This is a genomic window from Kitasatospora sp. NPDC097691 (assembly GCF_040302665.1).
In the GTDB taxonomy this organism is placed as follows: Bacteria; Actinomycetota; Actinomycetes; order Streptomycetales; family Streptomycetaceae; genus Kitasatospora.
In genome coordinates this window covers 118,865-143,261 of the sequence record NZ_JBEORY010000011.1, presented here as the reverse complement: position 1 = coordinate 143,261, position 24,397 = coordinate 118,865, and the positions used below count along the sequence as shown (strand labels likewise).

Genomic DNA, 24,397 nt, shown 5'->3' with positions numbered 1-24,397 from the left:
GCCTTGATGGTACGGCGCCGACGGATCCCCTTAACCCGCCGGTAGCGTGCCGCCGGTCACAGCGACCCGGAGTTCTCCCGGCGCTCCTCGATCTCCCGGAGCAGCGACTGGAGTTCGGAGCGGATGCTGCTCATCTCGGAACTGATGAAGGCCCGGGTGGCGACCTCGCCGAGTCCGTGCCGCAGGGCCGCGACCTCGCGGGTCAGGTACTCGGTGTCCGCGATGTTGCGATCGCTGCGGGCCCGGTCCTGCTCCATGTTGACCCGGTCCCGGTTGTCCTGCCGGTTCTGCGCCAGCAGGATCAGCGGGGCCGCGTAGGAGGCCTGGAGCGACAGCGCCAGGGTCAGGAAGATGAACGGGTACTCGTCGAAGCGCACGGCCGCCGGCAGCAGGGTGTTCCAGGCTATCCAGACGACCACCACCACCGTCATCCAGACGATGAACCGCCCGGTGCCGAGGAAGCGGGCGATCCGCTCGGACAGGACGCCGAAGGCCTCCGGGTCGTAGGAGGGCAGCGAGAGCAGGCCGGGCCGGGCGGTGCGCGGCTGGTCGAGCCGGGCGCGGCCGGTGCCGGTGATCGTGGCGGCCTCCGCCCGCCGTTCCCGGCTGCCCTCGCGGGTGCGCAGTTCGCGCAGTTGCCGCAGCTGCCGCAGTTCGCCCTGCAGGCGCCGACGCGCGGAGTCGTCCGGCCGGCCGTTGCGGTCACCGTCCACCGGTCACCCCTTCCGTCTCGTGCTGCCAGGCGTCCCCGGAGTGCAGCGCGGCGTCGCGCCAGTCCTCCGGCAGCAGGTGGTCGAGCACGTCGTCCACGGTCACCGCGCCGAGCAGGTGGTCCGCCTCGTCCACGACCGGCGCGGCGACCAGGTTGTATGTCGCCAGGTAGCTGGTGATCAGCGACAGCGGGGTGTCCGGCGGCAGCGGGTCCAGGTCGTCGTCCACCAGCGAGCCGACCAGGACGTACGGGGGCTCGCGCAGCAGCCGCTGGAAGTGCACGGTGCCGAGGTAGCGGCCGGTCGGGGTCTCGTTCGGCGGGCGGCAGACGAAGACCTGCGCGGCGAGGGCGGGCTTGTGGTCGCTGATCCGGACCCGGGCCAGCGCCTCGGCGACCGTCGCGTCCGGCTCCAGGACGATCGGCTCGGTGGTCATCAGACCGCCGGCGGTGTCCTCCTCGTAGGTGAGCAGGCGGCGCACCGGCGCGGCCTCGTCCGGCTCCATCAGCTGGAGCAGCCGTTCGGCCTCGTCGCCGGGCAGCTCGGAGAGCAGGTCGGCGGCGTCGTCCGGGTCCATCGCCTCCAGGATGTCGGCGGCGCGCTCCTCCTTGAGCTTGCCGATGATCTCGACCTGGTCGTCCTCGGGCAGCTCCTCCAGGACGTCGGCCAGCCGCTCGTCGTCCAGGGCGGCGGCGACCTCGGCCCGGCGCTTGGCGGACAGGTGGTGCATCACGCTGGCGAGGTCGGCGGGGCGCAGCTGCTCGAAGGTGGCGAGCAGGTTGGCGGCGCCCTGGTCCTGTTCGGGCAGCGAGAAGCCGGTGACGTCCTGCCAGTCCAGGGTCAGGCGCTCGCCCTTGGCCTTGCGCAGCCGGCCGGCCCGGCCGACCTGGACGAAGACCTTGCTGACCTCCCACTCGCGCACGCGGGACTGCACCATGCCGACGTCCAGCACGGTGACGTCCTCACCGGTCTTGGACCAGGTGACGGTGCGGTCCAGCAGCTCGGCGAGCACCAGGGTCTCGGACGGGCGCTGCTCGAAGCGGCGGAGGTTGATCACGCCGGTGGTGAGCACCTGGCCGGACTCCAGGCTGGTCACCCGGGTCATCGGCAGGAAGATCCGGCGGCGGCCGACCACCTCGACCACCAGGCCGAGGACACGCGGCGGGCGCCCGCCGAGCCGCAGCGAGACGACCACGTCCCGGACCCGGCCGACCTGGTCGCCGTTGGGGTCGAAGACCGCGATGGCCGACAGGTGGGAGATGAAGACCCGGGTGCCTGGCCCTGCCATGGACTCCCTCGACTCGCTCGACGCCGTGCCGGTACGCCCAGGCGCACCCGCGGCCAAATCTACCCGCGAGTGCGGGGCCCGGCCCGACGAGGCACGGTAGCGGGGGGAGGCGTCCTCGGCGTGAACCTTTATCGGCGCTTGAACAGCAGTTTGGGCAGGCCGGCCGGGATCGGGCGGCGGGTGGTGGCCGGGGTGGCCATCGGCCGGGCGGCGTGCGAACCGTCCGGCATCGCGCCCGGGCCCTCGGTGAGCGGGCCGGAGGGCTCCAGCCGCAGCACCCGGCACTCGCGGGCCCAGCGTTCGGTGATGGCGTCGGTGTCGGGCGCGTTCAGCCGCTTGCCCTTGAGTTCCTCGACCGCGCCCAGCCACTGCGGGCTGCCCGGCGCGAGTTCGACCACCCGGGCGTGCCAGCCGGTCAGCCGGCCGCCCTTGTCTTTGCTGCGGACCGTGACCGTGGCGCCGGTGCCGGGGGCCAGGCCGTGCAGCGGCTGCTCGCCGCCCTCGCCGACCACCACGACCGCGCCGTCGTGCCAGGCGTGCCACAGCGGCCGGGCCTGCTCCTGCCCGTCCGCGCGCACCCAGAGCAGTCCGGACTTCTTCGCGGCCTCCTCCAGCAGTGCCTGTTCGAGGAGGGCGTCGGCGGTCACGGCGGCGGGCGTACGGTCCATGGCCGACAGCGTACGGGTTTCCGGTCCATTGCCGTCCACGGGACGTCTCAGCCTCCGGGCGACAGTTCCATTGCGACCCCACGGGCCTTACCGTATGAGCGCCCCACCACCGCGACCAGCAGAGGAGCGCCGTGCCCGCCGCCCGGCCCGCGACCGCCCCCGCCGCCACACCCACCGCCGACCCGCGGCCGACGCATCCGCTCCCCACCCTCGACCTGCTGCTGCTCGCCGTCTCGATCGGCGGCATCTCGCTGTCCGGTCCGCTGATCAGCGCCACCGCCGCGCCCGCGCTGGCGATCGCCTTCTGGCGCAACGTCATGTCGGTCGGGGTCCTCGGCCCGTACGCGCTGCTGCGCCACCGCGCCGAGCTGCGCGGGATCGGCCGACGGGCGCTGCTGCTCGCGGTCGCGGCCGGGGCGCTGCTCGCCGTGCACTTCGCGCTGTGGATGCCCAGCCTGCGGATGACCTCGGTGGCCTCCGCCACCGCCCTGGTCACGACCACCCCGCTGTGGACCATCCTGCTGATGCGGCTGATGGGCGTCCGGGCGCCCCGGATGGTGTGGTTCGGCACGGTCGTGGCCTTCGCCGGCGTGCTGGTGCTCACCGGGGTCGACCTCTCGCTCTCCCCGCGCGCGCTGCTCGGCGACGCGCTCGCCCTCGCCGCCGGCCTGGCCGCGGCGGGGTACATGCTGCTGGGCGCCGAGGTCCGCAAGACCGTCAGCACCACCGCGTACACCCTGGTCTGCTACGCCACCACGGCGGTGGTCCTGCTCGGCATCTGCCTGGTCGCCGGGACGCCGCTGGCCGGGTGGCCGGCCGGGGTGTGGTGGCAGATCGTGCTGCTGATGGCCGCCGCCCAGCTGCTCGGGCACTCGCTGAGCAACCGCGTGGTGCGCAACCTCGGCCCGTCGATCACCTCCACCGCGATCCTGCTGGAGACCCCGGGGGCGACGCTGATCGCCGCGCTCTGGCTGGGCCAGTGGCCCCCGGCGGCCGCCTACCCGGCGGTGGTGCTGATCCTGCTCGGGCTGGTCCTGGTCGCCCGCGGCGGGCGGCGCTGACCGGCGCCGCGGTCAGAGCCAGCCGTTGCGGCGGAAGCCCCGGTACATCCCGACGCAGATCAGCGCGATCGCGCCGAGCACCATCGGGTAGCCGTACTCGTGGTGCAGCTCGGGCATGTAGTCGAAGTTCATGCCGTACACGCCGGTGATCATGGTGGGTACGGCGAAGATCGCCGCCCACGCGGTGATCTTGCGCATGTCCTCGTTCTGCGCCACCGAGACCTGTGCCAGGTTGGCCTGCAGCAGCGAGTTGAGCAGCTCGTCGAAGCCGTGCACCTGCTCGGCGACCCGGGCCAGGTGGTCGGCGACGTCCCGGAAGTACTTCTGGATGTCCGGGTCCACCAGGCGCTGCAGCGGCTCGGACAGCTGCTGCATCGGGCGCAGCAGCGGCACCACGGCGCGCTTGAACTCCAGGACCTCGCGCTTGAGTTGGTAGACCCGGCCGACGTCGGCGCTGCGGCCGCCCTTGGCCGAGAACACGCCGTACTCGATCTCGTCCACGTCGTTCTGCAGCCGCTCGGCGACCAGCAGGTAGTTGTCCACGACGTGGTCGGCGATCGCGTGCAGCACCGCCGCGGGGCCCTTGGCGAGCAGCCCGGCCTCGTCCGCGTCGGCCTCCAGGCGGTGGCGCAGTTCCTGCAGCGAGCCGTGGCCGCCGTGCCGGACGGTGATCACGAAGTCCCGTCCGGCGAACACCATCAGCTCGCCGGTGTCCACCACCTCGCTGGTCGGCGTGAGCTGGTCGTGCTCGACGTAGCGGATGGTCTTGAAGACGGCGAACAGGACGTCGTCGTAGCGCTCGACCTTGGGCCGCTGGTGCGCGTGCACCGCGTCCTCGACCGCGAGCGGGTGCAGGCCGAAGCGCTGGGCGATCCCCTCGAACTCCGCCTCGGTCGGCTCGTGCAGTCCGATCCAGCTGAACGAGCCCGCGCCGTCCTGGAGTTGCTGCTCGGCCTTGACCCGGCGGGCGGCCTCACGCGGGCTGCAGGTCTCGCCCTTGCGCTTGCCGTGCTGGTAGACCGCGCAGTCCACGACCGCCGAAGCGGCGTCCTCGGGCAGGACGTCGTACACCCCGGCCGCGACCCGGCGGCGGTTGGTGCGGACGGCGGCACGCAGGCTGTTGATCATCGACATGGCAGGCTCCCAGGGGCAGGGAGCCGTCGCAAGGCGGCGCGGAAGAAGAAACGTTCGGCCGCGGTACGACGGCGAAGAACACCGGTGTGAGGGGGGATGAAGGTGCTCTCCCGGCCGGTCCGTCCGCCGCTGTCCTGCGCCCGGGGCTACTGCGGCTGATTCAGCCGATTGGGCCTGCGGGGTGAGGGGTACGGGGAAGTCGGGGCCGGGCAGAGCTGCCGGTACTGCATGGTCGGCCGGTATCCACCGCAACCACCTCCTTCGCGCCGCCGCCCCGGGACGGAAGGATCCCGGTGGCCAGTCGCTCACCCTAACATCTGACCGGCCATCGGCGCCCGGGGGTTCCCCAAGGCTTTACGGGTCCTTGACGGGCCGGTCCACCGGGCCGCCCGCACGCGGCCCGCGCGCCCCACCGGGTTACGCTCACCGGCATGGCCCACGACTTCCCGCTCTTCGGCGATCCCCACGGCGGCAGCTCCCCGGAGCTCTCCCGGGAGGCGGTGCTGGCCGCCGTCGAGGCCCGGCTGATCTCCACCTTCGGCGAGCCGGGCGGCCGGGCCGCGGTCACCTTCCTCGGCACCGACCGGATCGAGGTGCTGCGCTTCGGCCCCGACGCCGAGGGCCTGGTGCGGTACGCGACGCTCGGGATGTCGGCCGCGCCGATGGCCGACCCGACCGCGATGGTCGCCGACCAGGTGCGCGGCCCGCGCGCCGAACTGGTGCTGACCGTCCGCGGCGGACGTGACGGCGTTCTGCGCAGCCTGGCCACCTTCGCCGCCACGCCGCAGGTCGAGGGCCTGGTGGTGGCCCCGGGCGGCTCGTTGGACCTCGGTGCCCCGCTCTGGGAGGGCGCGCCCTTCACCTCGGTGCTGGCCGCCGAGCCGGGCGGCCTGGTCGAGGACCTGGAGCTGGCCGAGCCGGCCGAGCCGGTCCGCTTCCTGCCGCTGCTGCCGATGACGCCCAACGAGGCGGGCTGGAAGCGGGTGCACGGCGCGGCCGCGCTCCAGGAGCGCTGGCTGAACCAGGGCACCGACCTGCGCGATCCGGAGCGCCGCGGCGTCCGGCTGGACTGACGGCCCGCTCCGCGGCCCGGCCGGTTCGCCCGGTCGGCGGTCTCCGATGCCCGCTGAAGGCCGCTGACGACTGTTCAGGCGCCGCGCGGTCAGGGCACGCACGGACCCGGGCAGGGCGTGCGGGCCGCGCCCGTACGCCCCGGCCGCGCCCCGCGTGCCGGAGCGCGACAGCCCGTACCCTCAGCGCTCGATCGGCTTCGCGCCGGTGGCCTGTGCCAGCAGCGCCTCGTAGACGGCGGGGTCGGTGGTGTGCTCGCCGAGCCGGACGGTCTTGCGGGTGCCGTGGTAGTCGCTGGAGCCGGTGACCAGCAGGCCGAGCTCGCCGGCCAGGCCGCGCAGCCGGGCCCTGGTCTCCTCGTCGTGGTCGGTGTGGTCGACCTCCAGCGCGGCCAGCCCGGCCGCCGCGAGGTCGGCGATCACCGCGTCCGGGACGGTCCGGCCGCGCTTGACCGCGCCCGGGTGGGCGAACACCGGCACCCCGCCGGCCGCCCGGACCAGCCGGACCGCCTCCCGCGGGTCGGTCTCGTGCTTGCGGACGTCCGCCCGCCCGCTGTTGGCCAGCCACGCGGGGGTGAAGGCGTCCGAGACGGTGGCCACCACGCCCGCCTCGACCAGTGCGCTGGCGATGTGCGGCCGACCGACCGAGCCGGTGCCCGCGATCCGCTGCACCTGCTCCCAACTGATGTCCGCGCCGAGCTCCCGGCAGCGTTCGACGACCGCCCGCCCGCGCCGGAACCGGTCGGTGCGCACCAGCTCCCGCTCGCGCGCGAACTCGGGCTCCTCGGGGTCGAACAGGTACGCCAGCAGGTGCATGCTGATGCCGTCCACGACGCAGGACAGCTCCGCGCCGGGCACGACGGTCAGCCGGGCGCCGTCGGGCAGCGCGTGCACCGCCCCGGCCGCCTCGGCGTGGCCGGCCACGGTGTCGTGGTCGGTGAGCGCCACGACGTCGAGGCCCGCGGCGACGGCCGCCGCGACCAGCTCGGCCGGACTGTCGGTGCCGTCGGAGGCGTTGCTGTGGGCGTGCAGGTCGATGCGCACGGGTCGGGCTCCTGGAGGCTCGTGGGTGCCGACCAGGATAGGCCGTCCGGGCGAGGGACGGGCCGTGCGGACGAGGATCGGGCGGGCCCCGGGCGGGGTCAGCCGAGCAGTCGCGGGGAGAGCGCTCCGCAGGGGAGCAGGTCCAGCTCGGCGCCGGCGTCGCGCAGGTCGGTGAGCACCAGTTCGTCGTACATCACCAGGGCGGACTGCTCGGGCCAGGCGATCGCCCAGAGCCAGAGTCCGCGCGCCTCGCCGACGAAGACCGCGCGGTCGGCCGGGGCGTCCGGGACGTGGAACATCGGGGTGGGCCGGCCGGCGGCCATCAGCTTGGCGTCGGCGGGCTTGTAGAGGCCGACGGAGTCGCCCGGGTCGGGCCCCGGGAGTCCGGCGTAGCGGGCGCCGAGTCCGACGCCCAGTTCCTCGGCGACCAGCACCAGTTCGCCGAAGCCGCCGAGCGGTGCCGGGCCGGAGCAGGCGACGGCGGTGGCGCGGGCGCCCGAGACGTCGTCGCCGACGTGGGCGATGCCGGTGTAGAGCCAGCCGACCGGGAGCGGCCAGGGCATCCAGACGGGGACCTGTGAGCGGGCGACGGCGACGCCCAGGGCCTCGACGCTCGGGGGCAGCACGGGCTGCATCGGGTGCACCGCTCCGTGCCGATCGCACTGCCAGGTGTCTGAGAACAGACCGGGGGCGCGGACCCGACCGGCGCACCTCGGGCAGCTTGGCTCGCCCCTCATAGCCGACAACGCTCCTCCCTCCGGACCGCCGCGTCAAGGACGATCACCCGTACGGAGGGCTCGGCGGCACCTGTCGGTGGCGGACGCCCGGCCGGCGCGGGGTGGGCGCGGCGCGGGGTGGTTCCCGTTGGGGGATGTCCCGTGACGGGCGGCGGCAAACGTCGGGGCGCGACCCCGGACACACTGACGCCCCGTCATCGGGGATCGTGATGACGGGGCGTCAGTCCGGTATCGGGACGTCCGGATCGGACGCCCCCGGCTCGTCTGCGGCGGGTGAGGCCTCCCGGTCGGAGGCGCCGCGCGGGGTCAGACGGTCGGGCACGGCCGGATGAGCAGGCGTTCGCCGGTGCGGGCGGCGGCCTGGACGTGCTCGCGGACGGTCGCGGCGTCGGCGATCAGACGGTCGGTGGCGGAGCCGTTGGCGTCGTCCAGTCGGACGATCTCGAAGCGCATGGTCTTCGTCATGGGCGTCTCCTTTCCTTGCCCCGTCGGGCGGGGCGATCGCGGCTGAGTCGGTATCAGCCCTTTCGGGGTCCTGCGGGTCCGGCGAACGGGCCGGACCGGGCGCGTCGTGCGTGCGGCGGTCTGCTGCGGCAAGGGCTCCCCCTGCTTGCCTGGTGCGTCCAGTGCCTCGTGAACCACGGTGTCGTGGTGGTGCTACCGGGCCGTTGCCCGTCCGTGAAGTCCAGGTTTCGGGTGGTACGCATCGGCGTCGACGCCGACGATGATTCCCGGACAGAATCAAAGATTACCGTAACTAACGAATTTTGTCCTGCGTTGAAGCCGGTCGAAGTTCCAGAAGTGGTAGAGACCACTTCTGGGGGGTGGTGACATGACGGCGGCCGGTCAGGCCCGGAACGCGGTCAGGCCCAGAACGCGGCCAGCGCCTCGGCGGTCGCGGCCGGCTGCTCGGCGTTGGGGGAGTGGCCCGCGTCCGCGACCACCACCCGCCGGGCGCCCAGGCGCTCGGCCATCCCGGTCTGCTCCGGGACCGGCCAGGCGTAGTCCCGCACACCGGACAGCACCAGCACCGGCAGCCCGGCAGTGGCGGCGGCCAGCTCGCCCACCCGGTCCGGCGCGGCGATCAGGTGGCCGCCGGTGACGGACAGCGCCCGCGGCACGTTGGCCAGCCAGCGGCGGTGCAGGAACTCCGCGACGGCGGGGTCGAGGCACGGCTGCGGCTGCCCGCTGTCCGCCTCCATCTGTCGCATGACCTGCCAGATCTCCTCCAGGCCCATCACCTGCAGCGCGTCCAGCAGCAGCTTGGTGCGGGCCGCCTCGGCCGGGTCGATCGCGCCCGGCCCGGTGGACATCAGGGTCAACGACCGCCACGGCAGCGGGCCTTGCGCGGCGGCGGCGAGCACCGCCTCCCGCACCACCTGGCCGCCGAAGGAGTGCCCCAGCAGGTGCAGCGGCCCGCCGTCCGCCGCCAGCACCTCGGTGAGCGCCCGCACGTCCGCGCCCAGCTCACCGACGGCGTACGCCTCCGGGTCGTCCGGGCCGCCGGTCTCGTTCTGCCCGCGTTGGTCCACGGCCGTCACCCGGTACCCGGCCGCCGCGAGCGGTTCGAGCAGCCCGATGAAGTCCTCCTTGCTGCCGGTGAACCCCGGCACCAGCAGCGCCGAGCCCAGCACCGCCCCGTCCGGCTCCGCGCGCAGCGCCGCGAACTCGCCGCGTCCGGTCACCACCCGCTCGGCCCGTGCACACCGGGGCAACCTCAGGAACGGCGGCGTGCTCATGGCGTGGTCTCCCTGCTCTCCTGCCTGCGACTTCCCGACGACCCCGAGCTTAGGGCGTGCCGTGCCCCCGCCCGGTGTCGGTCGGGGCCGCGGACGGAGGAGGGCCCGTTGTCGCCGGTGCGGCCGGGCCCGGGAACGCCCGAGGGGGCGGGCCGGGCCGGGTGGCCTGGCTCGCCCCCTCGGGGATGCGCCGGGATCAGCTCTCCGGGGTCGCCTCGACGGCCGCGGTGGCCTTGCGGGCGCGGGTGCGCTTGCGCGGGGCCGGGACCTCGGCCGCCTCGGCCTCGGCGGCCGAGGCCGCGGGGGCGGTCTCGGCGGTGGCCGCGGCCTTGCGGGCACGGCTCCGGGTGCGGGTGGCGGGCTTCTCCTCGGCCGGGGCCTCGGTGGTGACCGCCTCGGCGACGGCCTCCACGGCCTCCGCCTTCGGCTTGCGCGTGCGGGTCCGGGTGGCGGGCTTCTTCTCCTCGGCCGGAGCCTCGGCGTCGACCGCCTCGACCGCCTCGACGGCTGCGGCCTTCGGCTTGCGGGTCCGGGTCGCAGGCTTCTTCTTCTCGGCCGGGGCCTCGGCGACGACCGCCTCGGCGACGGCAGCCTCGGTGACGACGACGGCCTCGACGGCCGGAGCGGCCTCGACCGCCTCCGCCTTCGGCTTGCGCGCCCGAGTCCGGGTGCGGGCGGCCGGCTTCTCCGCCGCGGGAGCCTCGACGGTCGGAGCGGCCTCGACGGCCGGAGCCGCCTCCACCACGGTCGCCTCCACCGCGGCCACGGCCTCACCGGCGGCGGCGCCGCGCGAGCGGCGACGGCGACGGCGCGGAGCGGCCTCGCCCTCGGCGCCCTCGACGGCCGGGGCCGCCACGGCGGCCTCGGTCACGGTGGCGACGGCCTCGCCCTCGGCGCCGAGCGCCGAGCCCCGACGGGTGCGGCGGCGCTCACGGGTGCGGCGCGGCTTCTGCTCCTCGGTCTCGGCCGGGGCGGCGGCCGGACGGCCCGGGCCGCCCTGGCCGCCCTGCGCGCCGCGACCGCGGCCCGAACGGCCGGAACGGGCGCCGCGTCCGCCGGTCTCGCCGAGGTCCTCGACCTCCTCCGCGTTGAGCCCCGCCCGGGTCCGCTCCGAGCGCGGCAGGACACCCTTGGTGCCCGGCGCGATCTTCAGCAGCTCGTACAGGTGCGGCGAGGTGGAGTAGGTCTCCTCCGGGTCGTTGAACGGCAGGTCCAGCGCCTTGTTGATCAGCTGCCAGCGCGGGATGTCGTCCCAGTCGACCAGGGTGACGGCGGTGCCGGAGGCGCCGGCCCGGCCGGTGCGGCCGATCCGGTGCAGGTAGGTCTTCTCGTCCTCGGGGCACTGGTAGTTGACGACGTGCGTGACGCCCTCGACGTCGATGCCGCGGGCGGCGACGTCGGTGCAGACCAGGACGTCCACCTTGCCGTTGCGGAAGGCCCGCAGCGCCTGCTCGCGGGCGCCCTGGCCGAGGTCGCCGTGGACCGCGCCGGCCGCGAAGCCGCGCTGGGTCAGCTGGTCGGAGACGTCGGCGGCGGTGCGCTTGGTGCGGCAGAAGATCATCGCCAGCCCGCGGCCGTCGGCCTGCAGGATGCGCGAGACCATCTCGACCTTGTCGAGCGAGTGCGCACGGAAGATGTGCTGCTCGATGTTGGCGACGGTGGTGCCGGTGTCGTCCGGTGCGGTGGCCCGGATGTGGGTCGGCTGGCTCATGTACCGGCGGGCGAGGCTGATGACCTGGCCCGGCATGGTGGCCGAGAACAGCAGGGTCTGCCGCTTGGCCGGCAGCATGGTGATGATCTTCTCGACGTCCGGCAGGAAGCCGAGGTCGAGCATCTCGTCGGCCTCGTCCAGGACCAGCGAGCGGACCTTGGACAGGTTCAGCTTCTTCTGGCCGGCCAGGTCGAGCAGTCGGCCCGGGGTGCCGACCACGATGTCGACGCCCTTGGCGAGCGCCTCGACCTGCGGCTCGTACGCCCGGCCGCCGTAGACGGCGAGGACGCGCACGTCGCGGACCTTGCCGGCGGTCTGCAGGTCGTTGGTGACCTGGGTGCAGAGCTCGCGGGTCGGGACGACGATCAGCGCCTGCGGGAACTCCGAGAGCTGCTCCTCGGTGGCCCGGCCGGCGTCCAGGTCGGCGCGCACGACGACCCGCTCGATCAGCGGGAGGCCGAAGCCGAGGGTCTTGCCGGTGCCGGTCTTGGCCTGGCCGATGACGTCGTGGCCGGTCAGCGCGACCGGGAGGGTCATCTCCTGGATGGGGAAGGGGTGGACGATGCCGACGGCTTCGAGCGCCTCGGCGGTCTCCGGGAGGATCCCCAGGTCCCGGAACGTCGTCTTGATGGGTTCAGCGGTGGTGGACAGGGTGCTGCCTCTTCCGTGTGGAGGGGCCGAGAGCGAGCGGCGGGCGGGCAGCCGCGCGGCTGTGTACGGGCCTGTGCGGCCCCGATTACAGCTGCGCGGACGCACAACCGCGCCGGTCCCTGCGGCGCGCCGGTGCGCGCTGCCCTGGTGCGGGGCGCGTCGCCGGCGGCGTCGGGGAGGGTTCCCGTGAGGGACCTGCGCGGGACCTCCGCCAGGGGGCGTGGTCTCGGCGGCCCTCGCTCGGCCACTGATGCGGTGCCAAGGCTTGAAGTCCAAGCCATGGTCGGAGCCGATCGGCTCTCCGACCGGGCATCCGCGTACGTGAGTACCCGTGCCTCCGGTGCGAACACGTCCGGCTGGACGGTGACGCTTCGGAGCGGGCTTGCGCGGGTTACCGAGACGGCGGTGACACCGTGCAAGCACGACGGGGCTCCGTACCACCATACAGTCAGGCGACGACTCGAACACGTGACGCGTGTGACATTGCCCCCGCCGACCGCCGCGCGATCCCACGATCCGGCCGGTCACCCGGCGTCGCCACGCAGGCGGGAGCCCGGGCACAGGCCTTAAGGTGACAGGTCATGGAGACCCATGGTGAGACGCAGGACGCCGCGGCCGGCTCGATCGGCGACTGGGCCGCGTGCTCGGCCGACCCCGGCTACCGGGCGGCGGTGCTGGATCTGCTCGGCGCGCTCGCGTACGGCGAGCTGAGCGCCTTCGAGCGGCTCGCCGAGGACGCCAAGCTGGCGCCGGACCTCGCCGACAAGGCGGCCCTGGCCCGGATGGCCTCCGCCGAGTTCCAGCACTACCAGCGCCTGCACGACCGGCTCGCCGAGATCGGCGCCGACCCGCAGGAGGCGATGCGCCCGTTCGTCGAGCCGCTGGAGCTGTTCCACCGGATGACGGCGCCCTCGGACTGGCTGGAGGGCCTGGTCAAGGCCTACGTCGGAGACGCCATCGCGACCGACTTCTACCGCGAGGTGGCCGTCCGGCTGGACGACGACACCCGCGATCTGGTGCTCGGCGTCATGTCCGACACCGGCCACGCCCAGTTCGCCGTCGACAAGGTGCGGGAGGCGATCGAGGCCGACCCGCGGGCCGGCGGCCGACTCGCGCTGTGGGGCCGGCGGCTGATGGGCGAGGCGCTCAGCCAGGCCCAGCGGGTGGTCGCCGAGCGTGACGCGCTGTCCAACCTGCTGGTCGGCGGCGTCCGCGTGCAGGGCTTCGACCTGGTCGAGGTCGGCAAGATGTTCAACCGGATCACCGAGGCGCACACCAAGCGGATGGCCGCCCTGGGCCTGGCCAGCTGACAGACCGGCTACGCGGGCCGGTGCCGCCGCGGCGCGCGGTGGGCGCCGGTCCGGTGCGGGCGCCGGCGGTGCGCCGGCGCCCGCCCGGCGACGAGGTCCGGCCGGGCCAGCAGCGAGGTGAGGACGGCCGAGGCCAGTGCGGCGGCCGCCACCGACGCCGCCGGGTAGCGCCCGTCCAGGCAGAAGTGCGCCACCACCCCGCCGACCAGTGCCGCCGCCAGTGCGGTGCCGAGCGTCAGCGCGCGCGGAGCCCGGAAGTACGCGGGCAGGGCCAGCAGCGCGGCGCCACCCGTGACCAGGCCGACGAGGGCGAACGCGAGCGACTCGACCAGCAAGGCTGCCTCCCGGGGGGACGGGCGTGCGGCACCGTTGCCGCACCAGTCGCCGTACCCCGCCCCTCCCGGCCGTACACGCAACGGTGCCCCGCTCCCTCGCGGGAACGGGGCACCGGGTAACGACTGCTCGGGCGGCGCCTCAGAGGGTGCCGAAGCCGACCTTGCGGACGGCCTGCTCGCCGATCTCCACGTACGCCAGGCGCTCGGCCGGGACGATGACGCGACGGCCGTGCTCGTCGGTCAGCGTGAGGAGCTTCTCCGAGCCCTCCAGCGCCTTCGCGACCGCGCTCTGGACCTCATCGGCAGTCTGCGAGCTCTCGATCACGATCTCGCGCGGCGCGTTCTGCACGCCGATCTTGACCTCCACGGCTTCCGTCCCTCCGGGGTTGCAGCCTCCACGCGCGGACACCGGACCGCCTGGAACAAGCGTTCGCGGCGACCGCGCCGTACGGCTTCACCATAGAGCACCGGATCAGCGCCCAGGCGAAGGTCGGCGGATCACCCCTGGTGGGCAGCCTCGCCGGGCTGGTCGCTCGGGTGCATCGGGAAGCCCTTCAGGCCGCGCCAGGACAGGCTGGCGACCAGCCGCACCGCCTCGTCGCGCGGGATCTCCAGACCCTGCGAGAGCCAGTACCGGGCGGTGATCTGGGCCAGGCCGCAGACACCGGCGGCAAGCAGCTTGGACTCCGCCTCGGGCAGGTCGGTGTCCTCCTGGATCACCTTGCTGACCAGCGTCGCGCTCGCCTCGGAGGCCCGCTCGACCCGCTCGCGCACGGCCGGCTCGTTGGTCAGGTCCGACTCGAAGACCAGGCGGAAGGCACCCGACTCGCTGGAGACGTAGTTGAAGTACGCCTCCATGGTGTTGGCCACGCGCTGCTTGTTGTCGGTGGTCGTCGACAACGCCTCGCGGGTCGACTCGACCAGGGCGTCGCAGTGCTTGTCCAGCAGCGCCAGGTAGAGCTCCAGCTTCCCGGGGAAGTGCTGGTACAGCACCGGCTTGCTGACCCCGGCGCGGTCGGCGATGTCGTCCATGGCGGCCGCGTGGTAGCCCTGCGCGACGAACACCTCCTGGGCGGCACCGAGCAGTTGTTCACGGCGGGCGCTTCGCGGCAGGCGGGCACCGCGCGGGCGCTCCTGCGCCTCCTGGATGGCCGTCACGGCGCTCCTCACTTCGGGTCTGTTCGGGGCTGGCAAGATGGCCGATTCTACTTTTCGGTAACCGCGCCCGCGTTCGGCGAAGGCGATAAAAGACGGTCGGCTGGTTGTCAGGAGCCCACAATACGGCGCTGACCTCGGCCTCGGCAGTGGTGTGACGAAGGGAAGGGACGGCCGGACCACCCCGGGTGCTCCGGGCCCGGGCTCACTACCATCGTCCACCATGAGCAGCGCTGAGCAGCAGGTACGTACGGTCGAGGTCCCCGGCGCGGTGCTCGCGGTGCACCGGGCCGTCGACGACGGTGCCGCCGACGCACGCGAGCCGGGCCTCTTCGTGCACGGGCTCGGCGGCTCGGCCGCCAACTGGACGGCCCTGATGGACCGGCTCTCCGGACTGGTCGACGGCGAGGCCGTGGACCTGCCCGGCTTCGGCCGCTCCCACCCGCCGACCGACGGCAACCTCACCGTCTCCGGCCACGTCCGCGCGGTGATCGGCTACCTGGAGGCCGCCGACCGCGGCCCGGTCCACCTGTTCGGCAACTCCCTCGGCGGCGCGGTCGCCGTCCGGCTCGCCGCCCTCCGCCCGGACCTGGTGCGCAGCCTCACCCTGGTCTCGCCCGCGCTGCCCGAGCTGCCCCCGCAGCGCTCCGCCTGGTCGACCGGTCTGCTCGCGGTCCCCGGGGTGCCCGCCGTGCTGCGCCGGCTGGCCGCGAACGGGCGCGACGTCGAGGCGGCCACCGAGGACCTGCTGCGGCTGGTCTACGGCGACCCGGGCAGCCTGAGCCCGGCCGCCCGGGCCGAGGCGGTCGCCGAGTACCGGCGCCGGCTGGAGGTGCCGCACGCGATGCAGGCGCTGATCGGCTCGGCCCGCGGCATCGTCTCGGCGTACACCGAGCGCGGCGACCAGGCGCTGTGGCGGCAGGCCGAACAGGTGACGGCGCCGGTGCTGCTGGTGTACGGGCTGCGCGACAAGCTGGTCTCCTACCGCTCGGCCCGCCGCGCCTGCGCGGCCTTCGCGGACGCCCGGCTGCTGGTGCTGCCGGAGTCGGGGCACGTGGCGATGATGGAGCACCCGGACGAGGTCGCCCGCGCCGTACGGGAGCTGATCGCGCCGACCGCCGGCTGAGCGGGCGGGCCCGCCGGACGCGGGCGTCGCGGGCGGGCGCGCGTACCGCCCGGTAACGGCCCGGTCCGGGCCGAGGTCACGGCCTTTCACTCGTTCAGGTGGCAGCCACGCATGTGACCGATGGATTCCCCGGGGCCGGTCCTACCTTTCTGCTGTCGGACCGAACAGGTGTGGGGGAGTCGCGGCCGCCGGAGAAACCGGAGGGCGACCGCGGCCAGGGGTCCCGGCGGTCGGGTCCGGCCGCCGGAGCGGGCGGGCGCCCGGGGAACGGAACGCGGCACGGCCGCGGCCGTGCCGCCGGGCCGTCGCACGGGGCGCCGCGGCGCCGCCCGGCCGACCGACTCCCCGGCCCCGGCCGTCCCCGCCGCCGCGCGGGGGCGCCCCCGGCCACCGCTCGGGCCGCTCGGCCGTCCGTCGATCCGTCCGTGATCCGTCCGCGAACCGCTCTGTCCTGGAGGTCTCCCGTGCGCATTGCCCTGCTCACCGAGGGTGCCCGCCCGCATCCCCAGCGTGGCACCGGAGGCTGGTGCGACCGACTGGCCGAGGGCCTGCCGGAGCACGAGTTCGAGCTGTACCTGCTGACGGGCCCGGACGGCCCGGGTGCCGTCGAGCGGCTCTCGCCCGCCTGGCGCGACGTCCGCGAGCTGGCCCTGTGGGGGCGCCGGCCGGCCGGGCGGGCGCCCGGCGCGCTGCGCAGACGCAGATACTCCGCAGCGTACGAGCAGCTGGTGCGGGCGCTGGTGCTCCCGGGGGAGCGGGCCGGCTTCGGCCCCGGGCTGTACCGGCTGGCGGCGCTCGCGGCCGAGGACGGCGCGCTGCCCGCCTTCCTGGCCTCCGCGCCCGCCCGCCGGATCCTGGAGCGGACCTGGCGGCTGCCCGGCGCGGACACCTCGGCCGGGCAGCCGCTGGTGCGCGACGTGCTGGTCGCGGCCGACCTGCTGGAGCAGTGCCTGCGGCCGCTGTCCGCGCCCTGGTACGGCACCGGCCCCGGCGGCCTCGGCACGGCCGACCTGTGCCACGTGGTCGGCGGCGGGCTCGCCGCGCTGCCCGCCCTGGTGGCCCGGCACCTGCACGGGGTGCCGTTCGTGGTCACCGAGCACGGCCTGCACCTGCGCGAGCAGTACCTCGGCTACCGCGAGGCGCCGTACCGGTGGCCGGTGCGGGTGCTGCTGCTGTCCTTCTTCCGGGCGCTCACCGGGGAGACCTACCGGCAGGCGGCCGTACTGACCCCGGGCAGCGCCCACGACCGGCAGTGGCAGCGCCGCTGCGGCGCCGACCCGGCCCGCACCCGGGTGGTGTACGAGGGGATGCCGGCGGTGGACCGACCGGCGGCCGGGCCGGAGCCGACCGCGCCGACCCTGGTGTGGGCGGGCGCGCTGGAGCCCGGCCGGGACCCGGAGCTGGCGCTGCACGCCTTCGCCCGGGTCCGCGCCGAGCTGCCCGGTGCCCGGCTGGTGCTGTACGGCGAGGAGACGGCGCCCGGCTACCGGGCGCACTGCGCGGCGGTGGCCGAAGGGCTGGGGGTGGCCGCCGCGGTGGACTTCGCCGGACGGCCGGGGACGCTCGCCGAGGTGTGGGAGGCCGGTACGGCGGTCGTGTTCTCGGCGCTGTCCCAGCGCGCGCCCCGGCTGCTGGCGGACGCCTTGCTCAGCGGCCGGGCGGTGGTGTCCACCGATGTCGGGGTGGCCCGCGAGGTGGTCGGGCCCGCCGGGCTGCTGGTGCCCGCCCGCGACCCGCGCGCCCTGGCCGGCGCCTGCCTGGCGCTGCTGCGCGACGAGGAGCGGCGGGCCCGGCTCGGGCTGGCCGGGCGGCTGCGGGCGCAGGAACGCTTCGCCGTCGAGCCGGTGATCGGCGCCTTCCGGGAGATATACCTGGAGCTGGTCTCGCAGTACCCGGCCTTCCCCGGCGGCGGGGGCGGCGGCGAGGGCGGTTCGACGCCGCGTCCGTTCGCCCGGCCCGCCGAGTACTGGCTCGCGGACGGCCGGGGAGCCCCCGCAGGGGGCGGCGGGGACACCGACGCCCGGGTGGCGGCCGGGTCGGAGCCCGCCGCGCTCGCGGAGGCCGTCTGATGTCCGGCCGTGCGGTGCTCGGCGGCAGCGCGGACCCGGTGCGCGAGGTGATGGCGGAGCACCGGGAGCTGTGCGAACGCGCGGTCGATCCGTTGGAGATCGCCGCCGGGCTGGAGGAGGCCGGGTTCGGCCCGGACGCCGCCGCCCGTTGCCGGCACGCCGACGTGTTCTCGCTCGCCGAGGAGCTGTACGCCCGGGTGCCCCGACTCCCGTCGGAGCCCGGGCCGGCCCGGCCGCGGCGGCGCGGGGTCGGGGCCCGGGCGGCGCTGACCGCCGCCGCGCTGGCCGCGCTGCCCTGCGCGGGCGTGGCCGCGCTCGGTGCCCGCTGGCCGGTGCTGCTGACCGCCGCCGTACCGCTGGTGCTGCTGCCCGTGCTGACCGCGCCGCCGGAGGACGGGCCCGGCCGGTCGTCCGCACTGCCGCCGCGCCCCTCGGACGCCCTCGGGCCGGCACCGGTGCCGCGGTGGCCCGCCCGGTCCCGCCGGCGCCCGGCCGCGCTCGGGCACGGGCTGGGGCTGGCCGCGCTGCTGCTGCTCCCGTTGGCCGTACCGGCCGGGGACGGCCCGTCGGCCGTCGCGCTGGTACTGGCGGCGGCGGTGTCGGCCGGGTCGGCCGAGCGGGCGGCCGGCTGGTACCGGCAGGTCGGCCGGGGCCACCTCGACACGGCGGGAACGCTGGCCGAGTTCCGGTCCCGGATGCGGCCGGTGCTGCCGGTCGCGGTCGCCCTGCACCTGGCGGTGCTCGCCGCGCTGACCTTCGCCGCGCTGGCCGTGCGGACCGTCGTCGCGCCGACTCCGGCACCGGGCCACGACGGCGGGCTGCTGCACCTGGCGGCCGAGCGGGCCGGCCCCGGGCCGTGGGCGGCGCAGGGCGTGCTGGGCCTGCTGCTGGTGCTGCCCGCACTGCTGGCGCGCTGCGACCGGCCGGCCGCGGCGGCGGTGGGGGCGTTGGCCGGGCCCGCCGCGACGCTGGGCCTGCTGGCCGCGGGCCGCCCGCTGCCCTCGGCCCTCCTGCTCGGCGGCGGCGCCGTCGCGGCGGTGCTGCTGGCGTACGCCTGGGCGGTGCTGGGCCGGGCGGGCTCGTACCGCTGATCCGGCTCGTGCCTCCCGCTCCCCGATGCCCGATCCCCGATCCGTGTTTCGTCCCTTCGTTGATTTCAGTCCGCCAGGTCGTCCCCGACCTCGCTTCGTGGAAGGACACCCCCGATGAGGGTGCTGCTGCTGGGCGCCGACGGCTTCATCGGCCGCCGGGTCACCGACCGTCTGCTGATGGACCAGGAGTTGCAGGTGACGGTGCTCGGCCGGCGCGACTCGGCCGACATCCGCTTCGACCTGACCACCGGGAGCCCGGGCGCGCTGGCCCGCTTCCTGGACGCGGTCGCGCCGCAGGTGGTGATCAACTGCGCGGGCGCCACCTACGGCAGCTCGCGCACCCTGATCCGGTCGAACACGCTGGCCGTCGCGACGGTCTGCGAGGCGATCCGGCGCAGCCGGGAGCCGGCCCGGCTGGTGCACGTCGGCTCGGCCGCCGAGTACGGGCCGGTGCCCGGCGGGGTGCCCGTGTCCGAGGCGGCCGAGCCGCGGCCGGTCGGCCCGTACGGGGTGTCCAAGCTGGCCGGGACGGAGCTGGTGCTGGCCTCCGGGCTGGACGCGGCGGTGCTGCGGGTGTTCGACGTGGTGGGGCCGGGGGCGCCGACCGCCTCGCTGTTCGGTCGGCTGGCCGAGGGCCTGCGGCGGGCGCTGGAGCGGGACGAGAACCAGGTGCGGATGCCGGACCTGTCCGGATACCGGGATTTCGTCGACGTGCGCGACGTCGCGCGGGCCGTCCGGGCGGCCGCGGTGTCGGCCGCCACCGGGGTGATCAACATCGGCAGCGGGCACGCCGTCCGGGCCCGGGACGCGGCCCAGCTGCTGGTCCGGGCCTCGGGCTTCGAGGGGTCGATCGTCGAGGAGAACCGGCAGGTCATGCTGCCCGCGCAGGCCGTCGGGGCGGGTGGCGACCACCTGCCCGGCCATCACCACCAGCCCGGCCCGTACCTGCCGGGGCACCGGGCGGAGGGGCAGCGGCCGGACGGCCGGGCGGTGCCGGGCGAGCCGGTGCCGTGGCGGCAGGCGGACGTGCGCACCGCCAGGGACCGTCTCGGATGGCGGACGCAGGTGCCGCTGGAGGAGTCCCTGGGGGACGTCTGGCTGGAGACGGCCTGCCGGGTCTGAGGGTGTTCCGGGGGTGTCCCGGGGGTGCCCCGGGCCCGGGAAACCCGGGCCCGGGGCGCCTGCCGGGGGCCTCCCGGCCGATTCCACGATCCGGCGCCGCCCGTCTCGCCCATCGGACGAGCTGTCTCGGAATACCGAGGGGACGTGACACTGTTGGTCTGGACAGCCACCCGAGTGGCGGAGCAACAACCCCACACCGAGGCTGGCCCTGGCCACCCCGAACAAGACACCCATCGGAGTCCCCGTGTCGTTGCCACCCCTGGTCGAGCCGGCCGACGAGCTCACCGTCGATGAGGTCCGCCGGTACTCCCGCCACCTGATCATCCCCGACGTGGGCATGGCCGGGCAGAAGCGGCTGAAGAACGCCAAGGTGCTGTGCGTCGGCGCCGGCGGTCTGGGCTCGCCCGCGCTGCTGTACCTGGCCGCGGCCGGTGTCGGCACGCTGGGCATCGTCGAGTTCGACGTGGTGGACGAGTCGAACCTGCAGCGGCAGATCATCCACGGCCAGTCGGACGTCGGCCGTTCCAAGGCCGAGTCGGCGCGCGACTCGGTCAAGGAGATCAACCCCTACGTCGACGTGGTGCTGCACGAGGAGCGCCTCGACAACTCCAACGTCATGGAGATCTTCTCCGGCTACGACCTGATCGTGGACGGCACCGACAACTTCGCCACCCGCTACCTGGTGAACGACGCCGCGGTGCTGCTCGGCAAGCCGTACGTGTGGGGCTCGATCTACCGCTTCGACGGCCAGGCCAGCGTGTTCTGGGCCGAGCACGGCCCCTGCTACCGCTGCCTGTACCCGGAGGCCCCGCCGCCGGGCATGGTCCCCTCCTGCGCCGAGGGCGGCGTGCTGGGCGTGCTGTGCGCGTCCATCGGCTCGATCCAGGTCAACGAGGCGATCAAGCTGCTGGCCGGCATCGGCGACCCGCTGGTCGGCCGGCTGATGATCTACGACGCCCTGGAGATGAACTACCGCCAGGTGAAGGTCCGCAAGGACCCGAACTGCGCGGTCTGCGGCGAGAACCCGACGGTCACCGAGCTGATCGACTACGAGGCCTTCTGCGGCGTCGTGTCGGAGGAGGCGCAGGCCGCGGCCGCCGGTTCGACCGTCACCTCGCACCAGCTGAAGCAGTGGCAGGACGACGCGGAGGACATCTACCTCATCGACGTCCGCGAGCCGGGCGAGTTCGAGATCGTCAACATCCCCGGCGCGGTGCTGATCCCGAAGAACGAGTTCCTGATGGGCGACGCGCTGGAGAAGCTGCCGCAGGACCGGAAGATCGTGCTGCACTGCAAGTCGGGCGTGCGCTCGGCCGAGGTGCTGGCCGTGGTGAAGGCCGCGGGCTTCGCCAACGCCGTCCACCTGGGCGGCGGCGTGCTCGGCTGGGTGAACCAGATCGAGCCGCACAAGCCGGTCTACTAGCAGGTCCCACACGACGGAGGGCCCCGCCGCACGGCGGGGCCCTCCGTCGTGTGCCGGGCACCCCGGCGACGGGTCAGAGCACGTTCCTGCGCTGCAGCACGTTGTAGGCGATCCAGCCCGGCAGGACCGGCAGCCAGAAGGTGAGCGCCCGGTAGAGGAAGACCGCCGGGGTGGCGACCGCGGGGGACACGTCCGCGACGGTCAGGGCGCCGATCAGGGCGACCTCGACCGGGCCGATGCCGCCCGGGGTGGGGATCGCCGAACCGGCCGCGTTGGCGGTCAGGAAGACCACCGCGACGGCCGAGAAGCTGATGTCGCCGCCGAAGGCCTGCACCGAGAAGTCCAGGCAGGCGGTGAAGGAGAGGGTCAGCAGCAGGATGCCGCCGAAGCCGGTGACCAGCTTGCTGGGCGTCTGCATCAGGTCGAGCATCCGCGGCACCACGCCGAAGAACAGCGAGCGCAGCCGGCCCAGCACGAACCGGCGCAGCGGTGCGACGGCGGCCACCACCAGGGCGAGCACGGCGGCGGTCAGCACGCCGATGATCACCGCGCGGGAGGCGGAGAGGTCGCCGTTGGTCTGGCTGCCGGTGATCAGGCCGAAGCTGAACAGCAGCAGCAGGTGCCCGGCCAGGCCCGCCAGCTGGGAGGCGCCGACCGAGGCGACCGCCTGGCCGGAGCGGATGCCGGCCTTCTGCAGGTAGCGGGTGTTGAGCGCGATGCCGCCGATCGCGGCGGGGGCGACCAGCTTGACGAAGGAGCCGGCCAGCTGGGCGGCGACGGTGCGCCGGAACGGCAGCCGCTCGGGGACGAAGCCGGTCAGGCTCATCGCGGCGGCGACGTAGCTGAAGGCGGCCGCGAGCAGGGCGGCCGCGGCCCAGGCCCAGTTCATCTGGGAGAGCTTGAGCTGGGCCGGCTTGATGGTGGTCAGGGCCAGGTAGGCGGCGAAGGTGAGCGCGATGACCATGATCAGGGTCTTCGGCTTCAGCCGTTCCAGCTTGGCCGGCTCCATCGGCGCCTCGGGGGCGATCTGGAGGATCTGGCCGCGGATGCGGCTCAACAGGTCCTCGCCGGCCACCGCGATGTCCTCCTCGGCCTGCTGCTGGGTGCGCTCGCCGGCCGCGACCTGCTCCAGCGCCTTGGCCCGGGCGGTGGCCTTGCGCTCCTTGCTGAGCTTCGCCAGATCCACCCTGGTGGAGCGGCTCATCCCGACCGGCTGGAGCAGCGGCAGCGCCTGGGCGACCCGCTCGGCGCCGAGCACCGCGTTGGCGGTGGCGACGGCCCGCTCCGGGCCGATCCGCAGCGCGAAGGTGGTGAGCAGCTGGGCGACGTCGATGCGCAGGGTCAGGTCGGTGGCGGCGATGTCGCCGCCGGAGAGGTTGACCAGGCAGCCGCTCCGCTCGTCCACCACCAGCAGGGACTCGCCGGTCAGCCGGCGGTGGGCGATCCGGCGCTCGTGCAGCGCGGCCACCGACTGCCAGATCGAGGCCATCACCGGGTCGGTGACCTCGTCGTCGGCCAGCTCGTCGAGGGTCCGGCCCTCGACGTTCTCGTACACCAGGATCGCGGCGTCCGGGCCGAGCTCGGAGGTGGCGACCAGCTGCGGCGCGTGGGCGCCCGAGGCGGCCGCCGCGTACGCGATCAGGGCCTCCTGCTCCAGCGCCTGCCGCAGCGACTGCGGGCTGCGGCGCACCGCGACCGAGCGCAGCCGCAGCCGCCGCCAGGCCCGGTAGAAGAAGCCGGAGGCCTGCTGCTCCCGGTCGATGATGTGGACGTCCAGGGGCGGGCCGCCCTGCTGGGTGACGTAGTAGCGGCGGGTGCCGCCGGGGGCGTCGGGGGCGCGGTGGGCGCCGTCCGGGGTGAAGCCGACCTTGCGCAGGCCGATCATCAGGTGCTGGCCGGTGGGCCGGATGTTGGGGGACCCGATCGCGTACAGCGTGCCGTAGGCGACGGACCAGCCGATCAGCACGGTGAGCATCAGCGACAGCGGGGTGGTGTAGCCGCCGAGGAGCTCGGTGACGCCGCTGAAGACCACCACCACCCACAGGGCGACCCGCCAGCGCGGTCTGCTCGACATGCCGACGGCGGTCATGTAGGCGATCACCGGGGCGAGGTAGCCGTGCACCGGGTCGGTGAGGGTGCCGTTGCTGTCCAGCGGCAGCCTGGTCAGCGCGTCGCGGATGTGTTCGGAGGCGCCCTCGGCCACCCACCAGTCGATGCCGAGCGAGACGCCGTAGGCGAGTACCGAGGCGAGCACGCCGTCGGCGACCCGCAGGCCGTCGCGTTTGATCAGCCGTTCGACGGCGAAGGCCAGCGGTACGGCGAGCACCGCGACGCTGGAGACCAGGCCGGTGATGGTGGAGAGCACCGCGGAGAAGTGCGGCGCGTTGGTCGCGATGTCCTGCTCGATGCCGGTGGTGGTCGAGGTGGCGATGCCGGCCAGCACGAAGACGGCGACTATCCCGAAAACGCCGGCCAGGAAGCGGATCAGGTCGGACGGGCGGTGCGCGCGGGCGGCGAGCAGCGGCTCGTCGACGTCCAGGTGCGGGGCGTCGTCCAGCGGCTCCTGGTGGTCGGGCGGCTCCAGGGGCGTCGGTTCCTGGGTCGTCGGTTCCGGGGCTGGCGGCTCGGGGGCCGTCGGCCCCGGGACGACCGCCTTCGGGGCCGCGGCCTCCGGCGGTGCGGTCCGTTCGGGCTGTTCCGGGGCCCGGGTGGGCGCGGGGGTCTTGATCGTCCGGTCCTTGATCAGGGAGACTTCCGGCGTCGGCCCGGGTTCGGGTCGGCCTTCGGTCCCGCCGCCGGGCGCCGGGGGCACGGCGGCAGAGGACTCGTCGGAGTCCTTGTCCACGCCCACGTCAGCCGTCCCGGTCATCTGGTCTTGTCCTCGTATCACCACTCACCGCCCCGAAGATGGTGGCATGCCCCGGCCCCCCGTGCTGGACAGGGGGCGGATCGG

The 24,397-nt window shown here is 74.6% G+C and carries 21 protein-coding genes; 8 read left to right on the top strand and 13 right to left on the bottom strand.

What is annotated here, in order from left to right; translation table 11 throughout:
• Positions 1-56 precede the first annotated feature (56 nt).
• The 3 genes from ABTY56_RS11055 to ABTY56_RS11045 all read right to left on the bottom strand — a co-directional run bounded on the left by ABTY56_RS11055 (position 57) and on the right by ABTY56_RS11045 (position 2,666).
• The gene (locus tag ABTY56_RS11055) at positions 57-653 is read right to left on the bottom strand and encodes a DUF1003 domain-containing protein (protein WP_502893082.1); all 597 of its coding nucleotides are present in this window, start codon (positions 651-653) and stop codon (positions 57-59) included.
• Between the two features lie 49 nt (positions 654-702).
• Positions 703-1,998, bottom strand: coding sequence for a magnesium transporter MgtE N-terminal domain-containing protein (locus tag ABTY56_RS11050; protein WP_350628245.1), 1,296 nt, complete (start codon positions 1,996-1,998; stop codon positions 703-705).
• A 128-nt stretch (positions 1,999-2,126) separates the two neighbouring features.
• Complete coding sequence (locus ABTY56_RS11045; RefSeq protein WP_350628244.1) at positions 2,127-2,666, bottom strand: hypothetical protein; 540 nt, start codon at positions 2,664-2,666, stop codon at positions 2,127-2,129.
• 131 nt (positions 2,667-2,797) lie between these two features.
• Here ABTY56_RS11045 and ABTY56_RS11040 point away from each other — a divergent pair, with 131 nt between their 5' ends.
• A complete protein-coding gene (locus ABTY56_RS11040) occupies positions 2,798-3,727 on the top strand; it encodes a DMT family transporter (protein WP_502893075.1) in 930 nt (309 codons plus the stop codon).
• 12 nt (positions 3,728-3,739) lie between these two features.
• On the opposite strand, the gene corA is transcribed toward ABTY56_RS11040, so the two are convergent.
• The gene (gene corA, locus ABTY56_RS11035; RefSeq protein ID WP_350628243.1) at positions 3,740-4,861 is read right to left on the bottom strand and encodes a magnesium/cobalt transporter CorA; all 1,122 of its coding nucleotides are present in this window, start codon (positions 4,859-4,861) and stop codon (positions 3,740-3,742) included.
• A 431-nt stretch (positions 4,862-5,292) separates the two neighbouring features.
• On the opposite strand from corA, the gene ABTY56_RS11030 reads away from it, so the two are divergent.
• Entirely contained in the window at positions 5,293-5,934 is a 642-nt protein-coding gene (locus tag ABTY56_RS11030) for a suppressor of fused domain protein (RefSeq protein ID WP_350628242.1), read from the top strand.
• Positions 5,935-6,114: 180 nt separating this feature from the next.
• Here the strand turns inward: ABTY56_RS11030 and ABTY56_RS11025 are convergent, their stop codons facing one another.
• From ABTY56_RS11025 to ABTY56_RS11005, 5 genes are all read right to left on the bottom strand, one after another.
• Positions 6,115-6,975 (bottom strand): PHP domain-containing protein, encoded by an 861-nt coding sequence (locus tag ABTY56_RS11025; RefSeq protein ID WP_350628241.1) that lies wholly within the window; start codon positions 6,973-6,975, stop codon positions 6,115-6,117.
• Between the two features lie 98 nt (positions 6,976-7,073).
• Positions 7,074-7,712 (bottom strand): DUF6758 family protein, encoded by a 639-nt coding sequence (locus ABTY56_RS11020; protein ID WP_350628240.1) that lies wholly within the window; start codon positions 7,710-7,712, stop codon positions 7,074-7,076.
• 306 nt (positions 7,713-8,018) lie between these two features.
• Positions 8,019-8,165, bottom strand: a complete 147-nt coding sequence (locus ABTY56_RS11015; RefSeq protein ID WP_502893081.1) for a DUF8834 family protein — start codon at positions 8,163-8,165, stop codon at positions 8,019-8,021.
• Between the two features lie 410 nt (positions 8,166-8,575).
• Entirely contained in the window at positions 8,576-9,451 is an 876-nt protein-coding gene (locus ABTY56_RS11010) for an alpha/beta fold hydrolase (protein ID WP_350628239.1), read from the bottom strand.
• A 196-nt stretch (positions 9,452-9,647) separates the two neighbouring features.
• Positions 9,648-11,699 (bottom strand): DEAD/DEAH box helicase, encoded by a 2,052-nt coding sequence (locus ABTY56_RS11005; RefSeq protein ID WP_502893080.1) that lies wholly within the window; start codon positions 11,697-11,699, stop codon positions 9,648-9,650.
• A 695-nt stretch (positions 11,700-12,394) separates the two neighbouring features.
• Here ABTY56_RS11005 and ABTY56_RS11000 point away from each other — a divergent pair.
• Entirely contained in the window at positions 12,395-13,123 is a 729-nt protein-coding gene (locus tag ABTY56_RS11000; RefSeq protein ID WP_350628238.1) for a ferritin-like fold-containing protein, read from the top strand.
• Between the two features lie 8 nt (positions 13,124-13,131).
• Here ABTY56_RS11000 and ABTY56_RS10995 read toward each other — a convergent pair whose 3' ends face one another.
• The 3 genes from ABTY56_RS10995 to ABTY56_RS10985 all read right to left on the bottom strand — a co-directional run bounded on the left by ABTY56_RS10995 (position 13,132) and on the right by ABTY56_RS10985 (position 14,616).
• Complete coding sequence (locus ABTY56_RS10995; RefSeq protein ID WP_350628237.1) at positions 13,132-13,458, bottom strand: hypothetical protein; 327 nt, start codon at positions 13,456-13,458, stop codon at positions 13,132-13,134.
• Positions 13,459-13,597: 139 nt separating this feature from the next.
• Positions 13,598-13,825, bottom strand: a complete 228-nt coding sequence (locus ABTY56_RS10990; protein WP_350522120.1) for a DUF3107 domain-containing protein — start codon at positions 13,823-13,825, stop codon at positions 13,598-13,600.
• Between the two features lie 131 nt (positions 13,826-13,956).
• On the bottom strand, positions 13,957-14,616 hold the full coding sequence (locus ABTY56_RS10985) for a TetR/AcrR family transcriptional regulator (protein WP_350628235.1): 660 nt from the start codon (positions 14,614-14,616) through the stop codon (positions 13,957-13,959).
• Positions 14,617-14,836: 220 nt separating this feature from the next.
• Here ABTY56_RS10985 and ABTY56_RS10980 point away from each other — a divergent pair, with 220 nt between their 5' ends.
• The 5 genes from ABTY56_RS10980 (at position 14,837) to moeZ (ending at position 21,444) form a co-directional block, all read left to right on the top strand.
• Complete coding sequence (locus ABTY56_RS10980; protein ID WP_350628234.1) at positions 14,837-15,739, top strand: alpha/beta fold hydrolase; 903 nt, start codon at positions 14,837-14,839, stop codon at positions 15,737-15,739.
• A 464-nt stretch (positions 15,740-16,203) separates the two neighbouring features.
• Positions 16,204-17,808 carry a DUF3492 domain-containing protein gene (locus ABTY56_RS10975; protein WP_350628233.1) on the top strand — a complete coding sequence of 535 codons (1,605 nt, stop codon included), beginning with the start codon at positions 16,204-16,206 and terminating at the stop codon, positions 17,806-17,808.
• Entirely contained in the window at positions 17,808-18,899 is a 1,092-nt protein-coding gene (locus ABTY56_RS10970) for a hypothetical protein (protein ID WP_350628231.1), read from the top strand. Before ABTY56_RS10975 ends, ABTY56_RS10970 begins: the two co-directional genes overlap by 1 nt.
• A gap of 114 nt (positions 18,900-19,013) precedes the next feature.
• Entirely contained in the window at positions 19,014-20,021 is a 1,008-nt protein-coding gene (locus ABTY56_RS10965) for an NAD-dependent epimerase/dehydratase family protein (RefSeq protein WP_350628230.1), read from the top strand.
• 244 nt (positions 20,022-20,265) lie between these two features.
• A complete protein-coding gene (gene moeZ / locus ABTY56_RS10960) occupies positions 20,266-21,444 on the top strand; it encodes an adenylyltransferase/sulfurtransferase MoeZ (protein ID WP_350628229.1) in 1,179 nt (392 codons plus the stop codon).
• Between the two features lie 73 nt (positions 21,445-21,517).
• Here moeZ and ABTY56_RS10955 read toward each other — a convergent pair whose 3' ends face one another.
• Positions 21,518-24,313 carry a flippase-like domain-containing protein gene (locus tag ABTY56_RS10955; RefSeq protein WP_350628228.1) on the bottom strand — a complete coding sequence of 932 codons (2,796 nt, stop codon included), beginning with the start codon at positions 24,311-24,313 and terminating at the stop codon, positions 21,518-21,520.
• Between the last annotated feature and the right edge of the window lie 84 nt (positions 24,314-24,397).